Raw genomic sequence first — 17,059 nt, forward strand, 5'->3', positions numbered from 1 at the left:
CGTCCTGTCGCCGAAGACGAAGTTGGTGAACCGGATCGGCGGTCATTCTGTCCCTCCACCACGCAAGCAACCGAGACTCCTCGACTAAGCGCCGACCATCAGGGGCGGTACTCATCTTCAGACCCGCCTTATGCCAGCGCTTGATCGTGCGGACTGAGCGCCGAACACGACGAGCGGCCTGACGGTAGTCAAGCATGATGCTCACGCGACTACCCCCGGTGTTTCGGGCGCGTAGGTCGCCCCGCATGTTCTGCACACGGCCTCCCCGGTTCCGCCGAGCACCCAGTCGACAACCACGGAAGCCTCCCCGCAGACCGTGCAGCGTCGCCGACGAGAGGGGCGCTCGATGGGTGGGACGGTGTATCGCGCCGACAGCTTCCGGATCATCTCGAAGAGGTGCTGCTCTGAGTCGCGCATGCCGAGTTCCTGCACCTCGGAAGCTCGGTCGATAAGCCAGGCGATGAGCGCGAAGCCAGCCTTGTAGGCAAGATCACCGCTCATCCAGGACGGCATGCCATGGGGATTCCCGTTGACTGCCCAGGTCGCCCCGACGGCTCCGGGGGCCGGGTCTTGCAGTCGCTCAGCCACCTCGCCGATGTACTCGGCTAGTGCGGCCCATAGGTCGTCGCAGTCGTCAACACGATCTTCACGAAAGGGGAGAGGTGCTGAGCCGCCTCCGCCCGAGACTCGTTCGCTCGACCTCGCAGCTCCGATCGGAACCCGCTGCTCTCGCATGACCTCGAGAAGCTGGGGGATCTGATCGAGGTGCTGTTCAAATCGCTCGAGCCAGCGAGACGAGGTGGGCGAGTGAACTGCCCACGGGGCGACCGCTGACATCACGTGTACGTGCCGCATCTCGGCGCTCACGTCACACCGGCTACGTCACGCGTGACGTAGCTCTCATGGAGCTGACAGGTGCCGCAGTATCCGTGCCCATCGAAGTCGTGCACGTGCGCCGCCCTGATGCGCTTGCGCTTGAATGCCTGCGCGTAGTCGCGAACGTGGACAGGCAGGAGGTAACGATCGGAGGTACGGAAATGCTCGTTCACCGCGTTGACGGCATCTTCGTACTCGACGTCGTCCATGAGAGGTTCCCATGCCTGTACCGTCAGCTCGTCCACCTGTCGGTTGTCGAGTCCCTGGATCCGTGCGAGGAGGACGGTGACTTCTTCGGTGTTCATGCTGTGATCCCCTTCGGGTTGAGTGTCGTGATGTTGCCGTACGTCTGTCGCTGTTGGACGACGCTCTGGCCGGCTGCGATGGTCTGCTGGGCGCGCTGCAGCGGAGTTTGTTTGCCGCCTCGGTCCCGGTTGTCTTCCAGCGCGTCGTTCCACGAGTCGGCGTTGAGCCACGTCGCCGGATGGGGGATGAATCGCGTCTCGGGACGGCCTGGGTTGTCGCGGTAAGAGATCGCGGCGGCGACGATGTCCTCGGGGCTGGCCCGCTTGATGGCCTTGCCCCACGCCCGGAGCGCGTGGGGCTTCTTGACCTTGCGTGGCCATGCGACCCAGAAGTCGTCGAAGGTGGGTCCCGAGGGGTCGGTCAGCTCGGTGTCGATCAGTTCATCGGAGTACTTCTTACCTGTTACTTCATGTATATCCAGTTCTTTAGAACTTGCCTGGACACTCTGTCCCCTGAGACTGTCGTCGGTGTCACCTGAGGTTGTCGTCAGTGTCACCTGACTGTCTGTCAGGTGACCGTCTGTCACCTGACTCTCTGTCCCTTGAGATAGCGTCCACGAGGTATCGATCACGAGCAGATCCGTATCCCGATATCCGTCCCGCCGCCGACGCTCCTTGCGCTTTATAGCGCCTCGATGTTCCAGTGAATCGAGAGCCCGGGTGACGGTTCGCGACGCACATCCGGCCATTTCGGCGATCGCATTCCTACCCACGAACGTCTCGCCCGTCTTGTCGCTCGCACGGTGGGCGATCGCAACGAGAACGGCCTTCTCTGATGGGGGCAGCGCCAGCGAGTATGCCCACTCGGAGTTCTTGAAACCCACTACGCGCTCGCCTCCGTCCGTTCGATGTAGTCGGCGATGATCTCGAAGAGCGTGTCGCCGCCGAGCATTGTGTCGGGGTCGTCCTGCAGCTTCTCGTGCGCGATGGCTCCGTTCTCGATCGTCCATCCCCATGCGATTTCGACGTTCTCGTCTTGAAATCGGTAGCTCCACCCGATGTAGCCGTCATCGAATATGCCGTGGAACGACACCTCGCGCGCCCATCGCGGTGCCTTCTCAGAGATTTCGGGATGTGCCGCAAACACCTCGCGGCACTCCTCGATCGGCGCGTCCCGCTCGCAGCTTGTCGTGATCAGGAGCGCGCTCATTGCTTCGTCTCCCGGAATCGGATGTGCCGCTCGCCCTGGTCGTCAGCGAGAATCACCACGAGGGAGGCGAGCTTGGTGAAGGTAGCGTTGTCCATCCAGAGACGGGCGGGACGACCGTCCTCTCGGTAGTTGATGAGCGCGGCCCGTTCTTGACCGGTGACGTTGCGCGACGCGGCGTTGGCTGTCGGATCTTTCACTGGTCCATCTCCTTGAGCTCGTCGTCGACACTGGTTGGGCGGCGCAGGAGCCGCGGGGCTTCGGGCAGCTCTGTCGCCAGCTCGACGAGGCGTACGGCGATCGCGCGGGCGAGGTGCTTGTCGGCCGTACTCATCGCGATGTAGCCGTCGTCGCCGATGATGGCGATCTCGTCACTGGTTGTCTTGACGACGATCTCCGCTGCAGCCTCGGCATCAAGCTCCTCGTCGGTCTTGCTCATGCTTCCGGCTCCCAGTAGTTCTTGGTTCGGTCTTCGATGGCCTTCTCGTCGATGCCGCAGAGCCAGAGGTACGCAGAGGTGATGTCACCTTCGTGCACGACGTCGTTCATCGGTGATTTGACGATGACGGACGTGTCGCGGATGGACACACGCATGTGTTCCCGGCGGGCGAGACCCCGGAGACGCGATGCGGCTCGGGCAATCCGCTCCGCACTGATCGGGTTGAACTTCATCGCGCTCACGATGACGGCATCCTCGTCGTCGGCCAGCACGCAGACGTACGTGCCCCGGTGGAGCCAGAGGACGTTGCCGGAGGGCGCCACGTATGGTCCCCACTCTGGACGTCCGTCATCCCCGACATAGATCAGGCTGTAGCTGACATCGCGTTCCCACTTGTTGGGCCGGTTGCTTATGACCTCAAACATTGAGACGAGATGCTTGCGCTCAAGCTTCCGTCCCCTTCCGGGCTGGCTGACGATGTGTGCATCGACGCCATCTGCGCGCCACTGGTTTCGTTCTGCGACGAGAACGCGTCGGCGCTCGGCCTCGAGGCGTTCATGTTCCTGCGTGATTGCCTTGAACTGCTCGCGGATACTTGCGAGAGACTCCGCGGCCGATAGTCTGGTGTTCATCAGATTGGTTCCTTTCGAGGGATCGGAGACCTCGACACCCTGGCCGGTGTCGGGGTCTTTTTCATTGGTGGTGGACATTTCAGGACGCTTCGATCCAGGCGAGAACGTCTTCGCGGCGGTAGCGAACGGTTGAACCGCCGCCGAGCCGAACGCTCTTCGGGCCCTTGCCTTCGGCTGCCCATCGGGCGAGCGTTGGGATCGACGTCTGCGTGAACTCGGCGACCTGTCGCCGCGTGGCGATGTCGGGCAGTTCTCCGAACGCTGTGCGCTCCATCTCGTCTCCTTTGATTTGCGGATTACGACATCAGTTGTCGACTTGGACAACAGTAACACGCGATTGGCGATGAGGCCATATGATGTTCGCTATGACAACTTCGGATGAAGAGTTCGGACAGGCCGTTGCGTCTCATCGCGCGACGCAACGGATGAGTCAGAAGGATCTGGCGGCGGCTCTGACGCAGGCGGGGATGAAGGTCGACGCTCCTGCCGTCTCTCGCATCGAGAAGGGGCAGCGCGCCGTGAGGCTTGCCGAAGCCCTCAAGATTGCCGACGTACTCGGCCGCGAGATCGGCGACCTAGTCGGTGCGAAGATGACCGCTCAGGAACGCATGGGGGCCGCCTTCAACAACGTCGAGTGGAGGGGCAACCAGCTCGCAGAGAGCTCGGCGCGCTTCGCCGAGGAGTTGATGAACGCCGGCGTCCTGTTCGGTGAAGATCCCAGCCTTCTTGACGCTCTTGACGATCTCGCGGTCGGTCGTCCGCGAGACTCTTCCGACTTCCCACGGTGGTACGCGGGTGTCGTCCGCGAGCGCGTGTGGCAGGTACGACGTGAGCGCGTTGGACAGGGGAGTTACACGGTCTACCCCGTCGCCGCCGACAAGCCGGGGTTGCTCGAGGCAATCACCGCGGTGGCCGACACGGCTCTACTGTCGGGTGGCGAGTACGAGGCTCTTGAGGAATCGGGCGTCATGGTCATGGGCGTGCTGGACACCGTCGCCGACGAAGTGAAGCATCGGCCGACCTTCTGATGCCTCGTCCACGGACTCCCCTGAGTAGCTTCGGAAGGATCTCCGCTGTTGAGATCGAGGACGGCAAGTGGCGAGCCCGGACGCGGTATCGATTCGACGATGGAAAGCTGCGACAGGTGGAGCGATTCGCCCCGTCGAAGGCGAAGGCGGAGGCGGCGTTGAAGAAGGCGCTGACGACGATCCAGGCGAGTACTGCCACGGAGGTGAAGCGAGAGACTCGGCTGAGTGATCTCGGTGAACGGTTCCTGCTGTCGAAGGCTGACCGCGCCCCGCGGACGGTCGAGACGTACACGCACAGCGTGCGCAAGGTCATCGTGCCACGCATTGGCGACCTTGCGGTGACGGAGGCGACGGCCGATCGACTGCAGCGCACGTTGAATGCGATCGCCGCGGAGAACGGCCCTGGCGAGGCCAAGAAGGCCCGAGCGGTGTTGTCGGGCATGATGGGGCTCGCCGCGCGTTCTGACGCTGTAAAGACAAACCCGGTGCGTGAGCTGGCACCGATCCAGGCGAAGGCTGTGGGCGCCACGCCAGTCCCACTCTCGGAGCTTCCCGGGTTGCTTGAGAAGCTGGCTGCGGACGAGCAAGCCGCAGCTTCCGGGCTGGCTGACATCGTGATGTTCATCGCCGGCACGGGCGCCCGCATCACGGAGGCGATTGGCCTGGATGTCGGCGACGTTGAGGGATCTGTCGTAACAATCAGGAAGTCGAAGACGAAGGCGGGGGAGCGGCGAATCACCGTGCCAGCCGCCGTGGCGGACAGGCTCAAGACCCTGTGCTCCGGGGAACACAGGGTCGGGCCACTGTTCCCGACGCCGCTAGGCAAACGCCGCGACCGTCGCAACATTTCCGGCGAGTGGCAAGCGACACGGGAGCGTCTCGGCCTCGGCGACTACACGTTCCACTCGTTCCGCAAGACGGTGGGCACCGCGCTCGATCAAGCGGGGCTCTCGCCTCGCGACGTCGCAGAGTACCTCGGTCACACGAACCCGTCGCTGACCATGAACACCTACATGAGCAAGAAGGTCGGCGGGAGCCGAGCGGCAGACGCTCTAGAATCGTTGATGCACATTCGCGAAGATTGAATGCGCGGGGTTTGTGCGGGATCGGCTACCACCGAATTCGGACAACGACCCCAGATCCGCGGAATTCCGCGGCTCGCCGACTTGGCGCAATTGGTAGCGCACCGTACTTGTAATACGGGGGTTACGGGTTCGAGTCCCGTAGTCGGCTCCGTGCGAGAAGGCCCGCCTCCCCGGTGAATCCGGAGAGGCGGGCCTTCTCTGTGTCCAGCGGGAGATCACTCCCGCCCGTCAGCGCGCCCGTGTCTCAGCGCAGAGTGACGTCGATCGTCTCCGTGAACGGGTCGATGTCGATGTTGGTCGTGATCGAGTATCCGGATCCGGAGGGGCCGGTGGGACGGAACTGGATGCGGACATTGGTGATGTCGCTCGCGGTGATCACGCCGGTGATCGAGCCGTCGGGGTTCTGCGTGACGACGATGCCGATGGCGTTGACGACCTGCAGGGTGACGCCCGGATCCGGGACGATCATGACGCTGGTGCCGGCGGGGAGCAGCGCGAGGTTGCCGTCCGCATCGCTGCCCTCGACGGTGAAGTTGGTCACGTTGCCGCTCACGACGCTGACGGTCGCGCCGGTGGCCCAGAAGGTCGCAGCGGGAGGCGTCTGCGATGCGGCGGCGAGCGGCGTCGCTACGGCGACGGCGACGACGGGGACCGACCAGGCTGCGCCCTTGACGAGGGTCCGGCGCGAGAGGTCGCGGGTGCTGAGGTTGTCCTGCATTTCTTTCCTTTTCCGGCTCTGAGGAGCCATCTCTTCCACGTGTGCGCGCGTCGTGACGCGGAGAGCGCATGATCGCTGAGTGCGCCACGGAGAAGGAGTCCCATCGGCCCCCGAAGTGACGCCGAACGGAGGAATCCACCGGAGATTTCACGATCTGCTGGATCTCGCGTCACTCCTGCGACGTTTCCGACTCCTTCCCAATGTGTCGACAGACTGTCGGCCGCTTGAGGGGAGTCAAATCAGATGAAGGAACAAGAGGCAGTCCAGAAGCGTGGCCTGACGCGGAGAACGGTCGTGATCGGCGGGGCATGGTCCGTGCCCGTGATCGCGGCGGCCGTGGCCACACCGCTCACCGCCGCGTCCGTGGCATGCACCGCAGCGCTCAGCACGAGCACCGCCGTCTACTCGCGGTTGAGCGGCACCTCGTCGCTGTTCACCTGGGTGGACGTCTTCGGTGACGGCAAGGACCTCACACTCACGCTCAGCGCGGTCCCCAACGGTGCGAGCAACATGACGATCAACCAGACGAACAACCTTCGTCTCGACTCCGCCACCGTCGGCGGGGAAGCGCAGCCCAGCGTGCATCTCGCGCTCGACACCGCCGATCTCCGCAATCTCGGCGGAGGGCAGCGCGTCACGTTCAGCTTCGCTCTGGACGGAGTGGCGACCACGGTCTCGGACCTCGGCTACACGATCAAGGACATCGACGGCGTCCAGGCTCTGGACGGCCTCGGTGGTGCGGAGCGCGTATACGTCTCCGAAGGCACCGGAACGTACAACTCCGACTGGATCCGCGGCCAGGGGACGGGCACCAACGCATGGCGGCCGTTCACCGGCTCGCCGAACCCCGAGGTCGCGCCCACCAGCGCGGCTGGGAACGTGCGGGTGACCGCGTCGGGTGTCAGCGCGTTCGACCTCACCTTCGTCGCCAACAACTCCGGGCGTGCGCTCGGAGAGCGGCCGCCCCAGAACATCTGGATCGGGCCGCTCACGTTCACCGCCCTCAACCCGGTGTGCACGGTATGAACCGCCGGAGCGACACGGGGGTGTCGAGAGGGTCGAGCCGCGCGGGACGCTGGCTCGCCGGTGCGCTGCTCGCGCTCGGAGCCGCCATCGCACCCGGTGGCGTCAGCGCAGCCATGGCGGCCGAGGTCGAACCGGGCGATGCGGTCTACATCGGCGGCAAGGAGGGATACGGCGGCACCGGCGTCTTCCCGATCTGGTCCTCAGGGGTGCAGGAAGGGGATCCGGATTACTGGGCGTACTGCATCGAGCACGACGTGTCGGCGGAGACCGGACTGCTGGGCGTCGCCGGAGGCCTCGACAGCTACCTCGGCGCCAACTACTTCACCGACCCGGCGGTCACCGGCAAGGTGCTGTGGGTGCTGGCGAACAGCTTCCCGGCCGTGAGCCTCGAAGACCTCGGTGCGGCGGCGGGGGTGCCGGGCATCTCGCGCAACGACGCCATCGAGGCGACCCAGTACGCGATCTGGCGATACACCGACCTGACCTTCGATGCCCCCTGGGCCTGGGAGACCCCCGACTCGGAGGCTGCCTACTGGTATCTCGTGAACGGGGCGAACGCCAGTCCGGGGCTCACCCCCGAAGACCTGCAGGTGACGGCCTCGGTGACGGCGCCCGGCACACCCCAGACCGCGGGGAGCCTCGTGGGACCCTTCACGGTGAACACCGATCAGGCCTCGGTCGTCGTCTCGGTGGATCCCGCCGTCACGATCACGGATGCCGCAGGGACCGCGGTCGACCCGAACGCGGTCGTCGACGGACAGGAGCTCTACCTGGATCTGCGGGGCTCGACCGCCGCGGGGAGCGCCACCGTGCGCGCGACCGCCGTCGGCTCGGGAAGCACGGGCACCGTGATCTCGGTGCCGACCACGCCGGGCGGCACCCCGACAGCGGAGGACCACGCGCAGTCGATCATCCTGGTCGCGCCGGAGACGGCGCAGACGACGGGAGAAGCCACGGTGGACTGGGCTGCGCAGCCGGGTGCCGTCGAGCCGGTGATCGGGACGTCGCTGGTCGACGCCGCAGACGGAGACCGGGTGCTGGGATGGAACGGCGGCACCGTGATCGACACGGTCGCCTACCAGAACCTGGTCCCGGGCACCGAGTACACGATCTCGGGTGAGCTCATGCGCAAGTCCGACGGTCAGCCCACCGGGATCACCGGTGCGACGACCTTCACCCCCACCGTGGCGAACGGCTCGATCGACGTCAGCTTCGTCGTACCCGAGGGATATGCGGGTGAGACGCTCGTCGCCTTCGAGGAGCTCTTCGAAGGCGCGGGCGGCGCGGGCGAGCCGGTCGCGGAGCACAAGGACATCGACGACGCCGCACAGACCGTGACGGTGGAGACGGCCCCGGAGGTGCCGGTCCCGGCGATCGGGACGTCGCTGGTGGATGCCGCCGACCAGGACCACGTACTGAGCTCCGGCGGGGGGACGCTCATCGACACGGTCGCGTACCTCAACCTCACTCCCGGGGTGGAGTACACGGTCGTCGGCGAGCTGATGGACAAGGCCGACAGCCAGCCGACCGGGATCATGGGGTCGGCCACATTCACGCCGACGAGCGCGAACGGGTCGATCGACGTGACGTTCACCGTTCCTGCGGGGTTCTCCGGCGACGTGCTGGTCGCCTTCGAGTGGCTCTTCGTGGGTGACGACGAGGGGGACGAACCCGTCGCCGCGCACACGGACATCCATGACGCGGCGCAGACGGTCGCTGTCGAGGCGGGAACCTCCGTCGTCCCCACGACGCCGAAGCCCGGCAGCGGGAGTCTCGCCGTCACCGGCGCCGCGGCACCGACGGTGATCGTCGCGGCCGCGTCGGCCGCTCTCCTCGCGGGAGCGATCCTGATGCGGTCGAGAAGGCGCGACGTCGACGCCTGACCTGCGGGTCCGCGCGGGCAGAGCGGCGAGAGGATCCTCCGCTGCTCTGCCCGCGCTTCCGCGTGGGGGAGGACCGATCCGGGATGGCCTCCACGCCCCCGGCGGGGATATCATTGAACGTCGATTCAAGATCGGATCGATCGCGCGGGTCGACTCGCGTCCGGCTGCTCGGCGGAGACGAGCGGGCGTTTTCTGGAGAGGGAGACGTGGGAGATTCTCGCAGCGATCGTGAGCTCCTCCGTGCGCTCCGAGACGGTGACCAGTCGGCGTACGCCGTGCTGTGGGAGCGCCACATCGGCGCGGCGCTCCGATACGCGCACCGCCTGTTCCCCTCGCACGCGGAGGATCTCGCCTCCGAGGCGCTCCTCGCCGTCTACCAGCAGGTGACGACGACGAGCGCCGGGCCCGAGTTCGCCTTCCGCTCGTATCTCAAGGCCGTGATCCGCAACACCGCGATCCGGTGGCGCAAGGACGCCGACCGCATCGACGACACCGTCGAGGCCGACCGCCCCCACTTCCGCGACGCCCTCAGCCTCGTCGAACGGGAGTCGAACGCCCAGCAGTTCCTCGGAGCGTTCCAAGAGCTCCCGGAGCGGTGGCAGCGCGTGCTGTGGCTCACGGAGGTCGCCGACGTGCCCCGCCCCGAGATCGCGCGTGAGCTCGGCATCAAGCCGAACGCCGTCTCCGCCCTGCAGCGCCGCGCACGCACCGGTCTCAAGCTGAACTGGCTCACGTCGCAGATCCCGCTCGCGCTGCGCGACGACGAGGCGCATGCCGCCCGCCTCTTCCCCCGACACCTGACCGATCCGCTCGACCACACCGTGGCGCGCGAGGTGAATGACCATGTGTCGTCCTGCAGCGAATGCGGAGAACTGCTCCTCGACATGCGCAGCGACGCCCGCCGTCTGCAGGGTGTCACCCTGTCCGCTGTCGGATTCGGCGCCCTCGGGGTCGTCCTTCCGGCCACGGGAGCCCTCGCCCCCGGCACCACCGCTGCTGCGGTGGGCCTGATCGCGGCCGGTACCGGTGTCGGGATCACGAGCCTTCTCGCCGGCGGCATCGGCGTGCTCACGATCAGCGGCCTTCTGCTCGGACCGCTGTTCTTCCCCGGGGACGCTCCGGTCGCCTCCTCGGCCCCGATCGCCGCGACCGAGCGCACGTCCACCGCGCCGCCCCCTGTCACCGGCGTCGGAACGCCCGGAGGCATCGAGGTGGTGCCGATCCCGTCCAGTCCGCGGCCGACGGTCCGTACGGGGCGCTGGATCGACGACCCCGCGATCGACTCGGTCGATCTGGTCAACGACCCCGACGCCCCGGCACCGATCACCCCGACGGCGCCGGGGACGGCACCGGGAACCACCCCCGGGCCGGGATCGGGCGCCGGACTGACCCCGGGACTGGTCACCCCCTCGACGTCGTCCGGATACCTCGCGCCGGTGCTGGCGGGCACCGCGACGCCAGGGTCCACGGTCGGCGTCGACGTCGCGGGTGCGCGCTACACCCCCGCAGTGGCGGACGACGGCTCGTGGTCTTTCGATCCCCGCGCCCTCGAGCTGCCCGCCGGCACCTACGACTATCAGGCCTGGGCCTTCGACGAAGACATCCAGTCGCCCGCGATGGCCGGAAGCTTCACGATCCTTCCCATCGTCATCGAGGGCTTCGAGAACATCACCGGCATCGAGGACATGGACGTGACGGAGGCCAGCACCACCGGCCTGGTCATCGCCGCCACGGGACCGGCGAACGGGTCGATCTACATCACGAGCATCGAGGGGCATTCGGCGCTGATCCCCCTCGACAGCACCGGGCACGCGATCAAGCGACTCCGCATGCACTCCCAGGGCTGGTACTGGTTCACCTTCCGGGCGCTGGATGCCGACGGCTACTGGGGCCCGCCGGACGAGCACCCCCTCGATGTGTGGGATCCGGACGTCATCTTCGATCCCTGGGGCCCCGACCCCGCGGAGATGACCTTCGACATCAGCGACCCCTAGACGCGCGTCGCAACACGCCGTCATGAGGGAATGCCTCATCGGGGCGGGCCGTTGTCCCGAGGATGACTCGTATCGGAACCAGTGACCTCTCCGTCTTCCCGCTCTCTCTCGGGGGCAACGTGTTCGGCTGGACGGCCGACCGCGACGCCTCCTTCGCCGTTCTCGACGCCTTCGTCGCGGGTGGCGGCGGCTTCATCGACACGGCCGATTCCTACAGCTCCTGGGTGCCGGGCAACGCGGGAGGGGAGAGCGAGACGATCGTCGGCGCGTGGCTCGCCTCGCGGAAGCCTGCGGACGTCGTCGTCGCGACCAAGGTGAGTCAGCACCCCGACTTCCGCGGCCTCTCGGGAGCGAACGTGCGCAAGGCCGCCGAGGCATCGCTCGCACGGCTGGGCCTCGACACGATCGACCTGTACTACGCGCACTTCGACGACGAGTCGGTGCCCCTGGAGGAGACCGTCGCCGCCTTCGGACAGCTCGTGACCGACGGCCTGGTGCGCCACGTCGCGGTGTCGAACTACACCGCGGAGCGCATCCGCGAGTGGATCGGCATCGCGGATCGCCTCGGCGTGTCCCGCCCGGTCGCCGTGCAGCCGCACTACAACCTCGTGCATCGCAATGTCGTCGAGGAGACGATCATCCCGGTCGCCCAGGAGTTCGGCCTCGGCCTGGTCCCGTACTACTCCCTCGCCAGCGGATTCCTCACCGGCAAGTACCGCTCGACGGATGCTGCGGGTCAGGCGTCACCGCGTGCCCAGGGCGCCGCGAAGTACGCGACGGACGCGGGACTGCGCATCATCGACGCGCTCGAGGAGATCGGGCAGGCTCACGGTGCATCTGTCGCGGCGACGTCGCTCGCCTGGCTGCGGGCGCAGCCGACCGTCGTCGCGCCGATCGCGAGTGCCCGCACCGTCGAGCAGGTGCCGGATCTGCTCGCGGGCGGACGACTGGAGCTCGCGTCCGACGAGGTGGAGCAGCTGAACCGCGTCTCGGAGTGGACGCCCGCTCAGGCCTGAGGCCGACGAGTCGGATGCGAGCTCGCGTCAGTCCTCTCCGACGAGCCCGAGGCGATGCGCGAGGATCACGGCGTGGATGCGATCGCGAGCGCCGAGCTTGGCCAGGACCCGCCCGACGTGGGTCTTGACGGTGGATTCGCCCACGTAGAGCGTCTGCGCGATCTCGGAGTTCGTGAGACCGCGGCCGATGGCGAGGAACACATCGCGCTCGCGCTCGGTGAGGTCGGCGAGCCGGGCGGAGTCTGCGGGATCGGGTTCCGCCCGCGCGGTGCCGAGCTGCGGGGAGACGTGCTGCAGCAGCATTCGCGTGATCCGGGGTGCGAGCGCCGCATCACCGCGATGCACCGCGTGGACGGCCGAGATCATCTCGTGGCGCTGCGCGTCCTTCAGCAGGAATCCGCTGGCACCCGCGCGGATCGCACCGAAAGCGTACTCGTCCAGGTCGAAGGTGGTGAGGACGAGGACCCTGGTCTGCGGATGCTCTCGCACGATGGTCTCCGTCGCCGCGATGCCGTCGAGCCCCGGCATCCGGATGTCCATCAGCACCAGGTCGGGCGCGAGCGCGGCGACCTGGGCGATCGCGGCATTCCCGTCGGCGGCCTCTCCGACGACGGTGATGCCGGGTTCCGCTTCGAGGACCATGCGGAACCCCACGCGGATCAGCTCCTGGTCGTCGACGAGGAGGACTCTGATCGTCTCTGTCATGCGTTCTCCTCGTTCGGTGATGACGGGGCGGCGGACGCGGTGCCCGCCGCGGGGAGCTCGGCGTGCAGCACCCAGCGCCCGGAGCCGTCGGGGGCGGAGCGCAGGTCGCCGTTCACATGGGCGGCGCGCTCGGCGAGCCCGCGGAGCCCGAAGCCGTCGTTTCCGGTGGCCCCGCGCACGCCGTCGTTGACGATGTCGACCGTCACGGTCTCGGCGGTGTAGGCCACGCGCACGGCGATCGCCGTGGCGGTCGGCGCATGACGCATCGCGTTCGTCACGCCTTCCTGGACGATCCGGCCGATGGCGTGCGCGACGCCGGGAGCGACGACCGCGCTTCCGCTCACCGCGAGCGTGACGGGGAAGCCGGCGCGTTGCGCGGCCGTCACCGTGTCGCGCGGCGGCGTCGGCTCCATCGGAGTGAGCGGCAGCGGCGAATCGTCGGCGCGGAGCACGCCCAGCATCGATCGCATCTCCGTGAGAGCACCCCGCGCGGTCTCCGCCGTGGCGGTCGCGGCCTTGCGCGCCTGCTCGGCATCCGGAGTCGCGGCCGCCCCTTCGGAGAGCGCCACGATGACCGTGAGGGAGTGCGACACGATGTCATGCATCTCGCGTGCAATGCGCGCACGCTCCGCGGATGCCGCCAGCTGCGCCTGCTGATCGCGCTCGACGAGGAGCTGCCGCGAACGATCGATGATGGCGGCGAGGTAGCGCTTGCGCTCGCCGACGTTGACCCCGACGAGGGTGCCGATCAGCCCGAGGACCACGACGCCGAGCACGGTGTCGACGCCGGTCTGGAGCGTGGCGACGCCGGTCAGCATCAGACACAGGGCGAAGAGCGTCAGAGCCGCCGATCCGATGCCGAAGCCGATCCATACCGCGCGGACGGACCCGTACACGGCGAGGGCGTAGCACGCGAAGAGCGGGAACGGCGTGCTGCCGGGGTGCGGGAGGAGCATCAGCAGCATCTCCAACGCGAACGCCGTGACGAACGGGATGAGGGGATGCTGCCGTCGCCAGAACAGCGTCGCGGCGGCGGCGATGATGCAGATCGGGATGAGGAACGGCGGCGCCGTGTCGTCCGGCACCGGGGCATCCATGTCGACGATCCCCACGGTCGCAGTGGACAGCAGGAGGGTGATGCCGACGATCAGCACGTCGGCGACGACCGGATGCCGCGCCCAGAACCGTCGGAGGAGACCCGGGGCACGCGGAAGCCGCAGCTCCTCGTCCTCGCGGATCGAGTCGCTGCGGCTGCGCGTTCTGCTCACGGGCTGACTCTACGCGTCGCGCGTGCGGAGCACGGCCCACGCGGACAGCAACCCGGCGGCGACCCAGCAGGCGAGCGTCAGATAGGCGGCGGGGACATCGCTGCCCTCACCCGGGACGATGACGGTCTGCGCCGCGGCCACCGGCAGGTGCGAGGCGGCCTCCATGACCCAGCGCCCGGCTTCGCCGGCCAGGGCGAACATGCTCGCGACGATGGGCAGGACGAACAGCAGTCCGACGGTCGCGGCGATCGCACCCGCCCCGGATCGCAGGATGAAGCCGAACGCGACGCCGATGGTCGTGAACACGGCCATCGCCAGCGAGGCGACGATGATCGGGAGCGACGATGCGGACGGATCCGACCAGTCGATGCTCTGATCCCGGCCCGCGACGACAGCGGACACGACGACGGCGGCGATCCCGAAGATGATCAGCGACGACACGAACATCACGCCGGCGAGCACCACGGCCTTCGCGGCGAGGACCGAGCCACGGCCCGGGTTCGCGGTGAGCGTCGAGCGGATCATGCCGGTCGAGTACTCGCCGGTGACCGAGATCGCACCGAGGATGCCGGCGAGGAGCATCGTGAACTGGAACGGCGACACGACCGCCTGCACGGGATCGAAGCCCGGGTCGGTCACGTTCTGGGCGATCAGGACGGCGATGGCGACGGTGAGCAGGCCGGTGATGCCGATCGACCACCAGGTGGATCGCAGGGTGGCGAGCTTGATCCACTCGCCATGGAGCGCGCGGACGAAGGTCAGTCGGTGGCGGGTGTCGACACGGTGCGGGGCGACAGCCGATTCCTGGACGGTCATGAGATCTCCTTGGTCCGGTACTCGACGGCGTCGCCGGTGAGAGCGAGATACGCGTCCTCCAGCGATCCGGTGGTCGGGGTGAGCTCGTGCAGCGGGATGCCGCGGGCGGCGGCCAGATCGCCGATCCGCGCGGCGGGGAGTCCGACGACATCGAGCAGATCGGGAGCCGAGCTCACGATCTCGACGTCCGGCCCGCCGACGGCGGCGACGAGGTCGGCCGCCCGAGGGGTGCGCACGCGCACGGTGTTGGTCGTCCAGGCGCGGACGAGCTCGGGGAGCGGAGCGTCGGCGAGCACCTTGCCGCGGCCCATCACGATGACGTGGTCGGCGGTCTGCGCCATCTCGCTCATCAGGTGGCTCGAGAGCAGCACCGTGCGTCCTTCGGATGCCGCGTGCCGGACGAACTGGCGCACCCAGCGGACGCCCTCGGGGTCGAGGCCGTTGACCGGTTCGTCGAGGATCAGCGTGTGCGGGTCCCCGAGCAGCGCGGAGGCGATGCCGAGGCGCTGGCCCATGCCGAGCGAGAACTTGCCGGCGCGCTTGCGGGCGACGGAGCTGATACCTGCGAGATCGATCACCTCGTCGACGCGGGACGCCGGGATGCCGTGCGTCGCGGCCATCGCGCGGAGGTGGTTGCGGGCGGTCCGGCCGGTGTGCACGGCCTTGGCGTCGAGCAGCACGCCGACCTCGGTGAGCGGTGCGCGGAGCTTGCGGTACTCGCGGCCGGAGACCATCGCGCGGCCGGAGGTCGGACGGTCGAGTCCGACGATCATCCGCATGGTGGTCGACTTGCCGGCGCCGTTGGGGCCGAGGAAGCCCGTGACGCTGCCCGGCTGGATCGTGAACGACACGTCGTCGACGGCCGTCTTGTCTCCGAACCTCTTCGTGAGGCCTTCTGCTGTGATCATGTCGTCCACGTTACGGAGCGAGCACGATGTTCCGCGTCCTCCCTCGGTACCGTTCCCTCGGAGCGCGGGTCATCCCGGTGACGGATGCCGGTGGCTCGGCGCCGAGATCAGTCGGCCGGTCGCCCGAAGGTCTGGGGGTCGACCGGGCGCTGCGCCCTCGGGAGCTTCTCGACGACGAGGAGGTACGACTCGGTCACGAGTTCCGTGACCAGGCCCTCCTCGAGCGACGAGCCGGGGGTGAGCGTGATCCAGTGCTTCTTGTTCATGTGGTACCCCGGGACGATGTCGGCGAACGTCTCTCGGAGAGCCTTCGCGTCGTCGGGCTGCGACTTGAGCGTGACACGCCCCGTGTCGTCCAGCGGCAGGAGGAGGAAGACGCGGCCCCGCACCTTGTACACGTCCCATTCGGGGCCGAACGGATTCTCGAGCGCCGAGCCGGGCAGCTCATCCGCGCGCCCGGCGGCGGCCGACGTCAGTTCCTGCGCATCCACGCGTCAGAACAGCCGTTCGGCGCGCTTGTCGTCGTTGCGCGGCTTCACCTGCACGCGATCGTCGAGGTCGGCGGCCGCGAGCAGCGCCTCGTCGACCACCTCGCGGCCGGTGTCGGCCGTCAGCCATTCCCCGGCGAACGACGCCGGGACGAGCACCGGCATGCGATCGTGCACGCCGGCGAGGTGCTCCGGCGCCGGTCGCATCACGATCGAGTAGCAGGTGAACCACGCGACGTCGGCGGTGCGCCCCCGCTGGGTCACGGCCGCCATGCCGAACAGCGCGCCGTCGTCGACGAGGAACTCATGCCACTGCCGGGACGGCTTCTGCATCTCGAACCAGCTCGTCGCCGGCACGATCGCGCGGGACTTCGCACTGCCGGGCCGGTCCTGCAGGCGCTCCGAGCGCGTGTTGATCGACGGGAACCTGGCGGGTTCGCCGTTCACGAGGTACCCCCACCACGCCGGCTCCAGCGTCGGCGCGGTCTCCGGCTGCACGATGATCGGATTGAGGTTCCGCAGGTTCTTCCCGGTCGGACGCAGGGTCTCGCCGGCGTTCTCCTCGGCCCAGACGCGCAGGCCTTCCAGGACCGCGTCGTCGGCCGCGGCCAGAAGCTCTGCGTCGGTGAACCGGGGATCGAGACCATAGCTCGCGCACATGTCGTCAGCGTAGCCGTGGCCGCCGACATCCGCCCGGTCTGCGGTCTTCCGCCGCTCGGGTAGTG

21 protein-coding genes and 1 tRNA gene are annotated in these 17,059 nt (G+C 67.7%); 7 read left to right on the forward strand and 15 right to left on the reverse strand.

Features of this window, described 5'->3' with window-relative positions; all coding sequences use genetic code 11:
* Positions 1-201 precede the first annotated feature (201 nt).
* The 8 genes from DC434_RS19980 to DC434_RS13920 form a co-directional block, all read right to left on the reverse strand.
* The gene (locus DC434_RS19980; RefSeq protein WP_133192815.1) at positions 202-588 is read right to left on the reverse strand and encodes a hypothetical protein; all 387 of its coding nucleotides are present in this window, start codon (positions 586-588) and stop codon (positions 202-204) included.
* Between the two features lie 275 nt (positions 589-863).
* On the reverse strand, positions 864-1,181 hold the full coding sequence (locus tag DC434_RS13885; RefSeq protein ID WP_116635860.1) for a hypothetical protein: 318 nt from the start codon (positions 1,179-1,181) through the stop codon (positions 864-866).
* Positions 1,178-2,005, reverse strand: a complete 828-nt coding sequence (locus DC434_RS13890) for a helix-turn-helix domain-containing protein (RefSeq protein WP_116635861.1) — start codon at positions 2,003-2,005, stop codon at positions 1,178-1,180. The genes DC434_RS13885 and DC434_RS13890 overlap by 4 nt, the downstream gene beginning before the upstream one ends.
* Positions 2,005-2,331, reverse strand: a complete 327-nt coding sequence (locus tag DC434_RS13895; protein WP_116635862.1) for a hypothetical protein — start codon at positions 2,329-2,331, stop codon at positions 2,005-2,007. The genes DC434_RS13890 and DC434_RS13895 overlap by 1 nt, the downstream gene beginning before the upstream one ends.
* Positions 2,328-2,528 carry a hypothetical protein gene (locus DC434_RS13900; protein ID WP_116635863.1) on the reverse strand — a complete coding sequence of 67 codons (201 nt, stop codon included), beginning with the start codon at positions 2,526-2,528 and terminating at the stop codon, positions 2,328-2,330. Before DC434_RS13900 ends, DC434_RS13895 begins: the two co-directional genes overlap by 4 nt.
* Entirely contained in the window at positions 2,525-2,767 is a 243-nt protein-coding gene (locus DC434_RS13905; protein ID WP_116635864.1) for a hypothetical protein, read from the reverse strand. The genes DC434_RS13900 and DC434_RS13905 overlap by 4 nt, the downstream gene beginning before the upstream one ends.
* On the reverse strand, positions 2,764-3,477 hold the full coding sequence (locus DC434_RS19985) for a hypothetical protein (protein ID WP_133192816.1): 714 nt from the start codon (positions 3,475-3,477) through the stop codon (positions 2,764-2,766). Before DC434_RS19985 ends, DC434_RS13905 begins: the two co-directional genes overlap by 4 nt.
* A gap of 1 nt (position 3,478) precedes the next feature.
* Complete coding sequence (locus tag DC434_RS13920) at positions 3,479-3,673, reverse strand: helix-turn-helix domain-containing protein (protein ID WP_116635867.1); 195 nt, start codon at positions 3,671-3,673, stop codon at positions 3,479-3,481.
* Positions 3,674-3,764: 91 nt separating this feature from the next.
* Between DC434_RS13920 and DC434_RS13925 the strand changes: the two genes are divergently transcribed.
* The 3 genes from DC434_RS13925 (at position 3,765) to DC434_RS13935 (ending at position 5,660) form a co-directional block, all read left to right on the forward strand.
* Positions 3,765-4,427 (forward strand): helix-turn-helix transcriptional regulator, encoded by a 663-nt coding sequence (locus DC434_RS13925; RefSeq protein WP_165808073.1) that lies wholly within the window; start codon positions 3,765-3,767, stop codon positions 4,425-4,427.
* A 116-nt stretch (positions 4,428-4,543) separates the two neighbouring features.
* Positions 4,544-5,512: a site-specific integrase gene (locus DC434_RS13930; RefSeq protein WP_165808074.1), complete on the forward strand. Its 969-nt coding sequence runs from the start codon at positions 4,544-4,546 to the stop codon at positions 5,510-5,512.
* A gap of 75 nt (positions 5,513-5,587) precedes the next feature.
* Positions 5,588-5,660 (forward strand) — tRNA-Thr (locus DC434_RS13935).
* Positions 5,661-5,756: 96 nt separating this feature from the next.
* On the opposite strand, the gene DC434_RS13940 is transcribed toward DC434_RS13935, so the two are convergent.
* On the reverse strand, positions 5,757-6,230 hold the full coding sequence (locus DC434_RS13940) for a hypothetical protein (protein ID WP_116635870.1): 474 nt from the start codon (positions 6,228-6,230) through the stop codon (positions 5,757-5,759).
* Positions 6,231-6,545: 315 nt separating this feature from the next.
* Between DC434_RS13940 and DC434_RS20155 the strand changes: the two genes are divergently transcribed.
* From DC434_RS20155 to DC434_RS13955, 4 genes are all read left to right on the forward strand, one after another.
* Complete coding sequence (locus tag DC434_RS20155) at positions 6,546-7,256, forward strand: hypothetical protein (protein WP_165808057.1); 711 nt, start codon at positions 6,546-6,548, stop codon at positions 7,254-7,256.
* Between the two features lie 20 nt (positions 7,257-7,276).
* A complete protein-coding gene (locus tag DC434_RS13945; RefSeq protein ID WP_165808075.1) occupies positions 7,277-9,139 on the forward strand; it encodes a VaFE repeat-containing surface-anchored protein in 1,863 nt (620 codons plus the stop codon).
* Between the two features lie 206 nt (positions 9,140-9,345).
* Positions 9,346-11,133, forward strand: coding sequence for a sigma-70 family RNA polymerase sigma factor (locus DC434_RS13950; RefSeq protein WP_165808076.1), 1,788 nt, complete (start codon positions 9,346-9,348; stop codon positions 11,131-11,133).
* Positions 11,134-11,195: 62 nt separating this feature from the next.
* Positions 11,196-12,149 carry an aldo/keto reductase gene (locus DC434_RS13955; RefSeq protein WP_116635873.1) on the forward strand — a complete coding sequence of 318 codons (954 nt, stop codon included), beginning with the start codon at positions 11,196-11,198 and terminating at the stop codon, positions 12,147-12,149.
* Between the two features lie 27 nt (positions 12,150-12,176).
* Here DC434_RS13955 and DC434_RS13960 read toward each other — a convergent pair whose 3' ends face one another.
* From DC434_RS13960 to DC434_RS13985, 6 genes are all read right to left on the reverse strand, one after another.
* Positions 12,177-12,854 (reverse strand): response regulator transcription factor, encoded by a 678-nt coding sequence (locus tag DC434_RS13960; RefSeq protein WP_116635874.1) that lies wholly within the window; start codon positions 12,852-12,854, stop codon positions 12,177-12,179.
* Positions 12,851-14,122, reverse strand: coding sequence for a histidine kinase (locus DC434_RS13965; RefSeq protein WP_116635875.1), 1,272 nt, complete (start codon positions 14,120-14,122; stop codon positions 12,851-12,853). Before DC434_RS13965 ends, DC434_RS13960 begins: the two co-directional genes overlap by 4 nt.
* A 9-nt stretch (positions 14,123-14,131) precedes the next feature.
* On the reverse strand, positions 14,132-14,938 hold the full coding sequence (locus DC434_RS13970) for an ABC transporter permease subunit (RefSeq protein WP_116635876.1): 807 nt from the start codon (positions 14,936-14,938) through the stop codon (positions 14,132-14,134).
* Positions 14,935-15,846 (reverse strand): ATP-binding cassette domain-containing protein, encoded by a 912-nt coding sequence (locus tag DC434_RS13975; protein ID WP_116635968.1) that lies wholly within the window; start codon positions 15,844-15,846, stop codon positions 14,935-14,937. The genes DC434_RS13970 and DC434_RS13975 overlap by 4 nt, the downstream gene beginning before the upstream one ends.
* A 107-nt stretch (positions 15,847-15,953) precedes the next feature.
* Positions 15,954-16,337: an MmcQ/YjbR family DNA-binding protein gene (locus DC434_RS13980; RefSeq protein WP_116635877.1), complete on the reverse strand. Its 384-nt coding sequence runs from the start codon at positions 16,335-16,337 to the stop codon at positions 15,954-15,956.
* 3 nt (positions 16,338-16,340) lie between these two features.
* The gene (locus tag DC434_RS13985) at positions 16,341-16,994 is read right to left on the reverse strand and encodes an SOS response-associated peptidase family protein (RefSeq protein ID WP_116635878.1); all 654 of its coding nucleotides are present in this window, start codon (positions 16,992-16,994) and stop codon (positions 16,341-16,343) included.
* Positions 16,995-17,059: the final 65 nt, after the last annotated feature.

It is taken from the genome of Microbacterium sp. TPD7012 (assembly GCF_003075395.1).
In the GTDB taxonomy this organism is placed as follows: Bacteria; Actinomycetota; Actinomycetes; order Actinomycetales; family Microbacteriaceae; genus Microbacterium.